The organism is Blattabacterium cuenoti (assembly GCF_014252355.1).
GTDB lineage: Bacteria > Bacteroidota > Bacteroidia > Flavobacteriales > Blattabacteriaceae > Blattabacterium > Blattabacterium cuenoti_AD.
In genome coordinates, this window is record NZ_CP059217.1 from 189,766 (window position 1) to 201,997 (window position 12,232).

The window sequence follows — 12,232 nt, forward strand, 5'->3', positions numbered from 1 at the left end:
AAAAATATGAAAGAAAAAACTTTTCGTGAAGTAATAGCAGAAGCAATGAGTGAAGAAATGAGAAGAGATAAATCTGTATATTTAATGGGAGAAGAAGTCGCTCAATATAACGGGGCATATAAAGCTTCTAAAGGATTACTAAAAGAATTTGGATCAAAAAGAGTAATTGATACACCTATTTCAGAATTGGGATTTTCAGGAATAGGAATAGGTTCTGCTATGAATGGATGTAGACCAATTATTGAATTTATGACTTTTAACTTTTCTTTAGTAGCAATGGATCAAATTATTAATAATGCAGCTAAAATACATTATATGAGTGGAGGGCAATGGAATATTCCTATTGTATTTAGAGGTCCTACAGGATTTGCTGGCCAATTAGGTGCAACTCATTCTCAATCTTTTGAAAGTTGGTACGCTAGTTGTCCTGGTCTTAAAGTTGTTATTCCTTGTAATCCATATGATGCTAAAGGATTATTAAAATCTGCAATTAGAGATAATAATCCAGTTATTTTTATGGAATCTGAACAAATGTATAGTGATAAAATGATGATTCCAGATAAAGAATATCTTATACCTATTGGTATCTCTGATATTAAAAAAATAGGGACAGATATAAGTTTAGTATCTTTTGGAAAATTAATGAAATTATCAATGAATATTGCTAACAAATTAGAAAAAGAAAATATTAGTGTAGAAGTATTAGATCTTAGAACTATTCGTCCATTAGATTATAATTCTATATTATTATCAGTCAAAAAAACAAATCGATTAGTCATATTGGAAGAATCTTGGCCATTTTCATCCATTGGATCTGAAATTACATATTTTATACAAAAAAATGCTTTTGACTATTTAGATGCCCCAATTTACAAAATTACTACATTAGATACTCCATCTCCTTATTCGTCTCATTTAATATCAGATTGGTTTCCAAACGAAAAAAAAATTATCAATTATATTAAAAAATCTTTATATATCTAATAAATTGCTTTAATTATTTGATAAATATTTTCTGGTTTATCCATTGTATAATAATGAATCAATTTAACACCATAATTTTTTAACTCTTTAGATTGTTGAATAGCCCAATCAACTCCTATCTGAACAACAGTTGTTTTATTTTTTGCTTTTTCAATTTCTTTTACTAATTCATTTGGTATATTAATATAAAATTTAGAAGGAAGAAGGTTAAGCTGATTTTTTGAAGAAATTGGTTTTATTCCAGGAATAATAGGAACAGTAATCCCAACTTCTCTACATTTTTTTACAAAAGTAAAAAATTTTTTATTATCAAAAAACATTTGAGTTACAATATAACTAGCTCCATAGTCCACTTTTTTTTTCAAAAAAAATAAATCACTTTCCATATTTGGAGCCTCAAAATGTTTTTCTGGATAACCAGCAACACCAATACAAAAATCAAATACAGAACCTGATTTTTCTTTTTTACAATGTTTATATAAATATATTCCAGAATTTAAATTCTGTACTTGTTTTACTAAATTAGAAGCATATTTATGTCCATTATTTTTTGGAAGAAACACATTTTCATATTTTAAAGGATCTCCTCTCAGTACAAGTACATTATCTATTCCTAAAAAATTTAAATCTATTAAAGCATTTTCTGTCATTTGCTTATTAAATCCTCCACAAATAAGATGTGGAACAGCATCTATTCCATATCTATTCATAATAGCTGAACAAATTCCAACAGTACCTGGACGTTTTGAAATACTTTTTCTTTGCAACAACCCATTGTCTGTTTCTATATAAACACATTCTGCACGATGATATGTAACATCAATAAAAGGAGGATTAAATTCCATTAAAGGATCTAAAGTATAAAAAATATCTTTAATATCATGTCCTCTTAAAGGAGGAAGAATTTCAAACGAAAACAAAGTTTTTTTTGTATAATTAATATGATCCGTAACTTTCATTCATCTAAAAAATATTTTGTTTTATAATCTTATTCAATATTATTAAATCCAGTATATGGAATTAATATTTTAGGAATTTTTATTTTAGTGGATGTTTGATTATTTTCTAATAAAGCTGCCATAATTCTGGGTAAAGCAAGAGCACTACCATTAAGAGTATGACAAAATTCTATTTTACCATGTACATTTCTATATCTAAGATTTAATCGATTAGATTGAAAATTTTTGCAATTAGAAATTGAACTAACTTCTAACCACTTATTTTGTGCTCTTGAATAAACTTCAAAATCATAAGTAATAGAAGATGAAAATCCTAAATTTTTTCCTATTAAACGAATCATTCTAAATGGTAACTCTAAAGAGTGAATAAGTTTTTTAACATGTTCAATCATTTCTTTCAAAGAATTAAATGATCTTTCAGAAGTTGTAATTTGAATTATTTCAACTTTATCAAACTGATGTAATCTATTTAAACCTCTAACTTTAGAACCATAAGATCCAGATTCTCTTCTAAAACAAGCAGTATGAGTCGTATTTTTAATAGGCAAATTTTTATAAGAAAAAAGATTATTTCTATAACAATTGATAAGTGGAACTTCTCCTGTAGGAATAAGATAAAAATTATCTTTTTCAATAACATACATTTGACCTTCTTTATCTGGTAATTGTCCTGTAGAATATACAGATTTTTTATTAACAATATAAGGAAGGTTATACTCAACATATGATGCAAGTATATTTTGATCTAAAAAATACTGAATTAGACTTCTATACAATTTAGCACCTTTACCAATATAGACCGAAAAACTAGATCCACTGATTTTGGATCCTAAAGATAAATCAAATAAATTAAATTTTTTAGATAATTCCCAATGAGACAAATTTTTACATTTTATTTGTGATGAAATAATCTCTTTATTAATAATAATTTCTTCTTCTGTTTTTTTTACAGATTGATCAGGTATATTAGGAATTTGATCTAATTTTTGTTCTAAATTTTTAATAACATTATGTAATTCAATTAATAAATTATTTTTATTTTTTTTATATTTAATAGAAACTTCTTTAAGAAAAAAAATTTGTTTTTTTTCATATTGCGTTATATGTTCATTTTTTTGTATAATTATTCTGATCTTATTAGATAATATTTTTTCTTTTGTTAATAGATTATTAATAATATTTTCTAATTTTTTTTTTTGTTTATATAAAATTAATATTTCATCTATTAAGTAAATTTTTTTAAATTGTCTTATATCTAATCCTAATAATACTTTCTTTAGATTGTTATTAATAAAAGATGCTGAAAGCATATTTTAAAATAATTTTATATTTGCAAAATGCGTAATTTTTTTATCAAAAAAAAATTTGATCAATATTTTCTACAAGATAAAAATCTTGCAAAAAAGATAGTAAATTTGTTATCTTTAAAAAATTATGATACAGTAGTTGAAATAGGTCCTGGATTAGGAAGTTTAACACATTTTTTACTACAACAAACTGGAATTAATGTAATTTTAATAGAAATAGATAATAAATTAATATTTTATTTAAAAAAAAAATTTTCATTATCTAAATATCAAATAATTAATAAAAATTTTTTAAAATGGAATCCAGAGGAATATTCGCTAAAAAAATTTGCAATAATTGGTAATTTTCCATATAAAATTTCTTCTAAAATATTATTTCACATATTAAAATATCATCAATATATACCAGAATGTATAGGAATGTTTCAAAAAGAATTTGTTGATCGTATTATTTCTAAATGTGGTAATAAATCTTATGGACGTTTATCAGTGTTAATACAAATTTTTTATAAAATAGAATATTTATTTAGTGTAAATAATCAAGTTTTTTATCCAATTACAAATGTAAAATCAGCAGTAATATCATTAAAAACAAAGAATATACAATATAATAATATAGATTTGTTATTGAAATGTGTCAAAATAGCGTTTAATCATAGAAGAAAAATTTTAAAAAATTCTTTACAACATTTTGTAAAAAATGCGAAGTTAAAAGAACTTCCATTTATAAACAAAAGAGCAGAAGAACTTACTGCCAATGAATTTATGCAACTAATAAAAAAATTATCAATAGGTGGTATATGACAGAATTATTAAATGGCAAACAAATAGCACTAGATATAAAAAAAGAAATTTGTGAAGAAATAGAAAAAATCAAACATAAAAAAAAACGTCTTCCGCATCTTGGAATTATTTTATCTGGAAATAATGTAGAAAGCATAATTTATGTAAATAGAAAAATTAAAGAATGCAACAATATTGGAATTTCATGTTCTTTGGTTGAATTGCCAAAACATAGTTCAGAAAAAACAATTTTGCAAGAAATACATAAAATGAATAATCATCCATTAATAGATGGTTTTATTATACAATTACCAATTGAACCACATATTAATGTAGATAATTTAATTTTATCTATAAATCCAGAAAAAGATGTAGATGGATTTCACCCAGCAAATTTTGGAAAAATGGCATTAAATATGAATACATTTTTTCCAGCAACTGCTTATGGCATTATAAAATTATTACAAAAATATAAAATTAAAATATCCGGGAAACATACAGTTGTAATTGGAAGAAGTAGAATTGTAGGATTACCAATCAGTATACTAATGAGTAGAAAACATTTTCTTGGTAATAGCACAGTTACATTAACTCATACATATACTAATAATTTATATGTTTACACCAAACAAGCAGATATTATTATTGTGGCAGTTGGAATTCCAGGATTTTTAACTGGAAATATGATTAAAAAAGGAGCAATATTGATTGATGTTGGAATCAATAAAATTAATAAAGAAATGAAAACAATGTTGAAGGGAGATATTGATTTTGATAGTGTTTTTGGAAAGGCTTCTTATATAACACCAGTTCCTGGAGGAATTGGCCCAATGACTATAATGATGCTTATCAAAAATACTATTAAAGCAGCTTATAAAAGATTATCTTCTAATTGAAAAATCAATTTTTTATTGATTTGTATGTATTTCTATGTTGTAATAGATCTATAACTTGATGTATAGAACATTCTTTAATAGATAAAAGAATAATATAATGAAATAATACATCTGCAGCTTCATTTAAAAAATGTATGTTATTATTATTTTTAGATTCAATAATCATTTCAATTGCCTCTTCTCCTAATTTTTGAGCAATTCTATTAATTCCTTTTTCTATTAATTTAACGACATAAGAATTTTTAATTTTTTTATTTTTTCTATCAGAGATTATATTTTCCAATTGAAATAAAAAATTTGTTTGATTAATTTCTTGCCAACAAGTATCCATTCCTGTATGACAAATTGGTCCCGTTGGTATAGCTTTAATTAATAAAGTATCTTGATCACAATCAATTAATATATTTTTTATTAATAAGTAATGTTTACTGATCTCACCTTTTGTCCATAATCTTTTTTTCGACCTACTATAAAAAGTAACTTTATTAAGCTTCAAACTTTGTTCAAAAGCATCTAAATTCATATAACCAAGCATTAAAACTTTATTTGTTTTATTATCTTGAACAATTACTGGAATTAATTGATTATCTTGAAAAATTTTTTTTGATATAGAATACATGTTATTATTTTTTAGTTATTTCCTAATAGGGATTTGATGAAAATTTAAATAATATTTTAATTCAGGAATCATAATTTCTTTATAGTGAAAAATACTAGCAGCTAAAGCTGCATCCGCTTTTCCAATTTTAAAAACTTTATAAAAATCATATAATTTTCCAGCGCCACCTGAAGCAATAACAGGAATAGAAATATTGTCAGAAATTTGTTGAATGATATCTAAAGCAAATCCATTTTTTGTCCCATCATGATTCATAGAAGTTAATAATATTTCTCCTGCCCCTTTTTCGGCACCTTCTATTGCCCAATCTAATACTTTTTTATTTGTAGGAATACGTCCTCCATTTAAATATACGAACCAATTATTACTTTTATATTTCGCATCTATAGCTAAAACTATACACTGTTTTCCATATCGTTTAGATAAAATATTTAATATATTTGGATTTTTAAAAGCTTCTGTATTAATCGAAATTTTATCAGCTCCCGCATTTAATAATAATTCTACATCTTGTTCATATTTAATTCCACCTCCTACAGTAAATGGAATATTAATATATTTTGCAATTTGTTTAACTAAACTAGATAATGTTTTTCTTTTTTCATTAGTAGCTGTAATATCCAAAAAAACTAACTCATCGGCTCCTTGATTTGCATACCATTTTCCTAAATTAATTGGATTGCCGGCATCTATTAAATGTTGAAAATTAATTCCTTTCACAGTTCTTCCATGTTTAATATCTAAACACGGTATAATTCTTTTAACTAACATAATATTTTTCACTCAATGTCTTTAAATCTGATATTAATATTTTATTTTCATATATTGCTTTTCCAATAATAACTCCATGACATCCTAAATCATGTAACTTATGAATATTAGTAATACTTTCTATTCCTCCACTAGCAATAACTTTTATATTTGGAAATTGTTTAATAATAGTTTTATATAATAAAAATGAAGGACCAGAAAGTAACCCATCTTTTGAAATATCTGTACAAAAAATTTTATTTATTCCCTGTTTAACTTTTTCTTCTAAAAATTTAAATAAAGAAATATTATGAAGTTTAGTCCATCCATCAGTAGCTATTTTATTATTTTTAACATCTACTCCAAGAAGTATTTTATTTGCTCCATAAATATGAATTATATTATTAAAACTACAAGAATTTGTTACTGCCATACTTCCAATTGTCGCGATGTCTGCTCCATTATCAAAAACTATTTTGATATCTTCTTCTGTATAAATTCCACCACCAAAATCAATAGTTAAATTTGTATATCGTGCTATTTGATTTAAAATTTTCCAATTAATAATTTTTCTTTGTTTTGCTCCATCTAAATCAACTAAATGTAATCTAGATAATCCACTTTGTTCTATGAAAATTGCCATATCTAATGGATTTTTTTTATAAATTGTTTTTTTTTGATAATTGCCTTGTATTAAACGAACACATTGTCCATCAATAATATCGATAGCTGCAATAATTTCCATATTTTTCCTGTTACTTTTTTTATTATAATTTGATAAAATTTTCTAATATTTTTTGTCCAATAAAAGATGATTTTTCAGGATGAAATTGAACTGCGTAAAAATTATCTTTATTTATAGCAGAACTGTAATTTATAATATAATTTGTTTTTGCAATAGTATATTTTCCTAAAGGAGCATAATAACTATGTACAAAGTATTGGTAACTATCATTGGGTATATCCTTAAATAAAGGACTTTTCAAATCTTGAATAGTATTCCAACCTATTTGAGGAATTTTTTGTTCTTTATTTTTAGAATAAAATTTTTTAATAGATAAATCAAAAATACCTATACAATTTGTTTTACTTTCTTCTGATTCTTTACAAAGTAACTGCATGCCTAAACATATTCCTAAAACTGGTTGTTTTAGTTGAGATAAAATAATATCTAACTTATTTTTTTTTAAATATTTCATTGCAAAGCTAGCCTCTCCAACTCCAGGAAGAATAACTTTCGCTGAATTTTGAATATATTCTTTAGAATTAGTTACAATAGCTTGTACACCTATTCTTTCTAAAGAAAAAAGAATAGACTGAATATTTCCAACTGGATATTTGATGACAATTATTTTATTCATATTTACAATTAAAATTTATAATAACCCTTTCGTACTAGATATTATACTAGAATTATTTCTATTTAGAGCCATTTTTAAGGCCTTTGCAAATGCCTTAAAAATAGATTCTATTTTATGATGTTCATTCGTTCCTTTAGAAAAAATATATATATTACATTTAGCAGAATAAGCAAATGAGTTAAAAAAATGAAAAAACATTTCTGTAGATATTTGTCCAATTTTTTCTCTAAAAAATTTAACGTTCCAACATAAATAACTTCTTCCTCCTAAATCTAATACTACAGTAGATATACTATCATCCATAGGAATAGAAAAAAATCCATAACGATCTATTCCTATTTTTTTATTTATAAGTTGTTGATTAATACTTTCCCCTAAAGCAATAGCAATATCTTCTATAGTATGATGTTCATCTACATTAATATCTCCTTGTGCATATAACTCAATATCCATATTACTATGAAAAAACAGTTGTTCTAATAGATGATTTAAAAACCCTAATTTAGTATGAATTTGAGCATTTCCATTTCCATATAAGTTAATATTAATTTTAATATCAGTTTCATAAGTAGTCCGTGTATATTGAAATTGTTTATAAATATTTTTTTCATTTTTATGATAAAAAAATTCATAAATATCTTTCCAATTATCAGTTTTTAATGATATAATATTTTTCAATGAATCTAAATTAATATGTGATTTTATTATATTTTTATATGAAAAATTATTATATTGATTAATCCATATAGCTTTACATCCTAAATTCTTAGCTAATAACACATCAGTAATTCTATCTCCAATTACAAAAGATTCAGAAAGATTATATATTTTTTTATTAAAATAATCAAGTAACATACCAACCCCAGGTTTTCTTGTTGTTACATTATCATCTGGAAAACTTCTATCAATATGAATTGCAAAAAATTGTATACCTTCCGTTTTTAAAATTTTTAATAAATGATTTTGTATAATAAAAAAATTTTTTTCTGGAAATTTGTCTGTACCTAATCCATCTTGATTAGAAACCATAACTAATTGATAATCAAATTTGTATATTATTTTTGATAAAAAAAATATAACTTTTGGATAAAACAACATTTTTTTTATATTATCAATTTGATAATTGATATATGGTTCTTGAAGAATTGTTCCATCTCTATCAATAAACAATATTTTTTTCATTTTATTTGTATTCATATTGTTGCATTTGTTTTATCAAATATTTATTTTCTTCATTAGTACCTATAGTGATTCTTAAACAATTATTACATAAAGCAATTTGTGAACGATCTCTAACTATAATATTATGTTTTAATAAATATTTATAAAATTTATTTGTAGAACATGATAATTGAACTAATAAAAAATTTGCATCACTGGGATAAACTTTGTGAACAATAGGAATTGTTTGTAATGCTAATGACATGTAGTTTCTTTCTGAAATAATTTTTTTTAAATTATAAAAAAATAAATCTTTATTTTCAAGTGCTTGTATTGCTAGTTGTTGTGAAATTTTATTAATATTATACGGACTTTTGATTTTATTCATCCATTGTATAATAGCTTCAGAAGCAATTGCTATTCCAATTCTTAATCCAGCTAATCCCCATGATTTTGATAATGTATGAAGAATAATCAAATTAGGATATTTATCAATTTTTTTATAGAACGATTCTTGATTAGAAAAATCAATATATGCTTCATCTAAGACGATAATACCATTAAATTTTTCTATTATAGTTTCTATATCTTCTTTTTTTAAATTATTTCCAGTTGGATTATTTGGAGAACAAATAAATATTATTTTACTATTTGAATTAATATTTTTTATAATTTGTTTAATATTCAATTGATATGTTTCTTTTATTAAACTAACTTTAATAACATCTACTCCATGAATCTTTCCACTTACTTCATACATACCATATGTAGGAGGAAAAATAATAGAATTATCTCTCATAGGTTGAGAAAAAATACGATAAATAATATCAATAATTTCATCACTTCCATTACCTAAAAATATTTTGGAATAAGAAATATTTTTTATTTCTGCTATTTTGTGTTTTAATTCTATTTGTAATGGATCTGGATAACGATGATATGAATTTAAAGATGATAAAGGTGATCCAAAAGAATTTTCATTTGCATCTAAAAAAATAGCCTTTTGGTTAAACCTATATTCTTTTCTTGCAGATAAATATGGATATAATTGTTTAATATTATCCATTACTAAATTATTAATATCAAAATTACTATTCATTATAAGATTATAATATTTATTTGTTTAATCTAATATTAATAGAGTTTTTATGTGCAATCATTCCTTCTTCAACAGCCATAATATTTGCAGCGTAAGAAAGAGTTTCTAATCCATTTTTAGAAATTTGTTGAAAGCTAATAGTTTTCATAAAACTATTTACTGATATACCACTATATGATTTAGCATATCCATCAGTAGGTAAAACATGATTTGTTCCACTAATATAATCTCCAATACTAACAGGAGAATAATTTCCTAAAAATATAGATCCAGCATTTTTAATTTGTTTTGATAATTTTAAATAATCTTTACAGCAAATCATTAAATGTTCTGGAGCCACTTGATTGATTATTTTAATACCTTGTTCTAAAGAATAAACAATAATGATTTTACTCTGTTTTAAAGAGTGTTTTATAATGTTATATCTAGAAGCAATAGATTGTAATTGTTTATTCAATTCGTTTTTTACTTTATCAACCCAATTTAATTTATTAACAGTAACTAATAAAATATAACTTTCTGGATCATGTTCAGCTTGAGATATCATATCTGACGCTACATAATCAGGAACTGCAGTATCATCTGCTAAAATAGCAACTTCAGAAGGACCTGCTGGCATATCAATAGAAACCATTCCATTTTGGAATACATTTTGTTTAGCTTCAGTAACATAAGCATTTCCAGGACCAAAAATTTTATATACTTTTGGAATAGTTTTTGTCCCTATTGCCATAGCAGCAATGGCTTGAGCTCCTCCAACTTTATATATTTTTTTAATTCCAATATATTGAGCAGTATACAAAATAGATGGTGCAATTTCACCATATTGATTTGGTGGACTACACAAAATAACCTCTTTACATTCAGCAATTTTACTTGGTATTCCTAACATTAATACTGTAGAAAAAAGTGGAGCAGATCCTCCAGGAATATATAACCCAATTTTTTCAATAGGAATCAATTTCCTCCAACATTTGACTCCTGATATAATTTGTATTTCACACTCTTTATGCAATTGTTTTGTATGAAATAAATAAATATTTTTATATGCTATATCAATAGATTTTTTTAATTTATCTGAAATTTTAGAATTAGCTCTCAATATTTCTTCTTTTGAAACTACAATATTTTTTAGATTGCATTTATCGTATTTAATTGAATAATTTTTAATTGCTAAATCGCCATCACATTTTACATGATTTATAATAGAATTAACTTTTTGTTTAATTATCAGATTATTTTTTAAAGATCTATTAATAATTAATTTACATATATCCAATTGTTGTGGATTTACGTGTACTTTAATATCCATAATATCCATAATATCCATAATATCCATAATATCCATAATACATATTATTTTATAATATAATTTTTTCAATAGGAAGGACTAATATATCTTGTGCTCCAATAGTTTTTAAATTTTCCACAATTCCCCAAAAATCATTTTCATTTACTACTGAATGTACTGAACTACATTTTGAATTTGCTAATGGTAAAATTACAGGACTAGTTATTCCAGGTAAATAAGATATTATTTTTTTTAATCTTTCATTAGGCACATTTAACAGTATATATTTATTATTTTTTGCTTTTTTTACAGCTCTAATACGAAACAGCAATTTATTCATAATAATAAGTTGATCTTTATCTAAATGAAGATTAGATGCTAAAACAGCTTCTGATTCTAGGATAGTTTCTACTTCTTTTAATCCATTCATAAATAATGTTGAGCCACTACTAACTAAATCACATATACAATCGGCCAATCCTATACCAGGAGCAATTTCTACAGCACCAGATATTTCATGAATTTCTGCTTCTATATATTTTTCTTCAAAAAATTTTTTAACTAAAAACGGATAACTAGTAGCAATTTTTTTACCATATAAATTTTTTATATTTTTGTATTTGAATGTTTTAGGTATAGCAATAGATAATCTACATTTTCCAAATCCTAAAGTTTCTTTAATTTTTATTTTTTTTCTTTTTTCTAATAATACATTTTTTCCTACAATACCTATATCAGCAACTCCATCTTCTAAATATTGAGGAATATCATCATCACGTAAAAAAAGTATTTCTAATGGAAAATTGAGAGCAGTGGTTTTTAATTTATCTATTCCTATGTTTATTTCAATACTACAATCTTTTAAAAGCTTAATTGAGTCTTCATAAAGACGTCCTGATTTTTGAATAGCCATTTTAAGTTTATCCATATATCCATTCATACAATACAACATATAGGAAAAAAATAATAAAAGCTTACTACTTTTATTTGTAAGCTTTATTGATGTGATGATTGTTTAGATT

13 protein-coding genes are annotated in these 12,232 nt (G+C 24.0%); 3 read left to right on the forward strand and 10 right to left on the reverse strand.

What is annotated here, in order from left to right:
• Positions 1-6: 6 nt before the first annotated feature.
• On the forward strand, positions 7-984 hold the full coding sequence (locus H0H38_RS00895) for a pyruvate dehydrogenase complex E1 component subunit beta (RefSeq protein ID WP_185872900.1): 978 nt from the start codon (positions 7-9) through the stop codon (positions 982-984).
• Here the strand turns inward: H0H38_RS00895 and metF are convergent.
• Both metF and serS read right to left on the reverse strand, forming a co-directional pair.
• Positions 981-1,943, reverse strand: coding sequence for a methylenetetrahydrofolate reductase [NAD(P)H] (gene metF, locus H0H38_RS00900; RefSeq protein ID WP_185872901.1), 963 nt, complete (start codon positions 1,941-1,943; stop codon positions 981-983). The genes H0H38_RS00895 and metF overlap by 4 nt on opposite strands.
• A 29-nt stretch (positions 1,944-1,972) precedes the next feature.
• Positions 1,973-3,253, reverse strand: a complete 1,281-nt coding sequence (gene serS / locus H0H38_RS00905; RefSeq protein ID WP_185872902.1) for a serine--tRNA ligase — start codon at positions 3,251-3,253, stop codon at positions 1,973-1,975.
• Between the two features lie 27 nt (positions 3,254-3,280).
• On the opposite strand from serS, the gene rsmA reads away from it, so the two are divergent.
• Positions 3,281-4,054, forward strand: a complete 774-nt coding sequence (rsmA, locus tag H0H38_RS00910; protein ID WP_185872903.1) for a 16S rRNA (adenine(1518)-N(6)/adenine(1519)-N(6))-dimethyltransferase RsmA — start codon at positions 3,281-3,283, stop codon at positions 4,052-4,054.
• Positions 4,051-4,929, forward strand: a complete 879-nt coding sequence (locus H0H38_RS00915) for a bifunctional 5,10-methylenetetrahydrofolate dehydrogenase/5,10-methenyltetrahydrofolate cyclohydrolase (RefSeq protein WP_185872904.1) — start codon at positions 4,051-4,053, stop codon at positions 4,927-4,929. The genes rsmA and H0H38_RS00915 overlap by 4 nt, the downstream gene beginning before the upstream one ends.
• Before the next feature lie 4 nt (positions 4,930-4,933).
• Here H0H38_RS00915 and hisIE read toward each other — a convergent pair whose 3' ends face one another.
• Genes hisIE through hisG form a run of 8 tightly spaced genes read right to left on the reverse strand, consistent with a single transcriptional unit; the run spans position 4,934 to position 12,138 of the window.
• Complete coding sequence (hisIE, locus tag H0H38_RS00920; protein WP_185872905.1) at positions 4,934-5,548, reverse strand: bifunctional phosphoribosyl-AMP cyclohydrolase/phosphoribosyl-ATP diphosphatase HisIE; 615 nt, start codon at positions 5,546-5,548, stop codon at positions 4,934-4,936.
• 15 nt (positions 5,549-5,563) lie between these two features.
• Positions 5,564-6,319 carry an imidazole glycerol phosphate synthase subunit HisF gene (gene hisF / locus H0H38_RS00925; RefSeq protein WP_185872994.1) on the reverse strand — a complete coding sequence of 252 codons (756 nt, stop codon included), beginning with the start codon at positions 6,317-6,319 and terminating at the stop codon, positions 5,564-5,566.
• Positions 6,309-7,043 (reverse strand): 1-(5-phosphoribosyl)-5-[(5-phosphoribosylamino)methylideneamino]imidazole-4-carboxamide isomerase, encoded by a 735-nt coding sequence (gene hisA / locus H0H38_RS00930; RefSeq protein ID WP_185872906.1) that lies wholly within the window; start codon positions 7,041-7,043, stop codon positions 6,309-6,311. Before hisA ends, hisF begins: the two co-directional genes overlap by 11 nt.
• A 22-nt stretch (positions 7,044-7,065) precedes the next feature.
• Positions 7,066-7,659 (reverse strand): imidazole glycerol phosphate synthase subunit HisH, encoded by a 594-nt coding sequence (hisH, locus tag H0H38_RS00935; RefSeq protein ID WP_185872907.1) that lies wholly within the window; start codon positions 7,657-7,659, stop codon positions 7,066-7,068.
• A gap of 15 nt (positions 7,660-7,674) precedes the next feature.
• Positions 7,675-8,841, reverse strand: coding sequence for an imidazoleglycerol-phosphate dehydratase HisB (hisB, locus tag H0H38_RS00940; protein WP_185872995.1), 1,167 nt, complete (start codon positions 8,839-8,841; stop codon positions 7,675-7,677).
• A 1-nt stretch (position 8,842) separates the two neighbouring features.
• On the reverse strand, positions 8,843-9,919 hold the full coding sequence (gene hisC, locus H0H38_RS00945) for a histidinol-phosphate transaminase (protein ID WP_185872908.1): 1,077 nt from the start codon (positions 9,917-9,919) through the stop codon (positions 8,843-8,845).
• 16 nt (positions 9,920-9,935) lie between these two features.
• Entirely contained in the window at positions 9,936-11,267 is a 1,332-nt protein-coding gene (gene hisD, locus H0H38_RS00950; protein ID WP_238785421.1) for a histidinol dehydrogenase, read from the reverse strand.
• Between the two features lie 13 nt (positions 11,268-11,280).
• Complete coding sequence (gene hisG, locus H0H38_RS00955) at positions 11,281-12,138, reverse strand: ATP phosphoribosyltransferase (RefSeq protein WP_185872997.1); 858 nt, start codon at positions 12,136-12,138, stop codon at positions 11,281-11,283.
• Between the last annotated feature and the right edge of the window lie 94 nt (positions 12,139-12,232).

Coding starts and splice junctions, on each gene's coding strand:
- H0H38_RS00895 (WP_185872900.1), top strand. CDS start 7: ATGAAAGAAAAAACTTTTCGTGAAGTAATAGCAGAAGCAATGAGTGAA.
- hisIE (WP_185872905.1), bottom strand. CDS start 5,548: ATGTATTCTATATCAAAAAAAATTTTTCAAGATAATCAATTAATTCCA.
- metF (WP_185872901.1), bottom strand. CDS start 1,943: ATGAAAGTTACGGATCATATTAATTATACAAAAAAAACTTTGTTTTCG.
- hisB (WP_185872995.1), bottom strand. CDS start 8,841: ATGAAAAAAATATTGTTTATTGATAGAGATGGAACAATTCTTCAAGAA.
- hisF (WP_185872994.1), bottom strand. CDS start 6,319: ATGTTAGTTAAAAGAATTATACCGTGTTTAGATATTAAACATGGAAGA.
- hisG (WP_185872997.1), bottom strand. CDS start 12,138: ATGGATAAACTTAAAATGGCTATTCAAAAATCAGGACGTCTTTATGAA.
- H0H38_RS00915 (WP_185872904.1), top strand. CDS start 4,051: ATGACAGAATTATTAAATGGCAAACAAATAGCACTAGATATAAAAAAA.
- rsmA (WP_185872903.1), top strand. CDS start 3,281: ATGCGTAATTTTTTTATCAAAAAAAAATTTGATCAATATTTTCTACAA.
- hisH (WP_185872907.1), bottom strand. CDS start 7,659: ATGAATAAAATAATTGTCATCAAATATCCAGTTGGAAATATTCAGTCT.
- serS (WP_185872902.1), bottom strand. CDS start 3,253: ATGCTTTCAGCATCTTTTATTAATAACAATCTAAAGAAAGTATTATTA.
- hisD (WP_238785421.1), bottom strand. CDS start 11,267: ATGGATATTATGGATATTATGGATATTATGGATATTATGGATATTAAA.
- hisC (WP_185872908.1), bottom strand. CDS start 9,919: ATGAATAGTAATTTTGATATTAATAATTTAGTAATGGATAATATTAAA.
- hisA (WP_185872906.1), bottom strand. CDS start 7,043: ATGGAAATTATTGCAGCTATCGATATTATTGATGGACAATGTGTTCGT.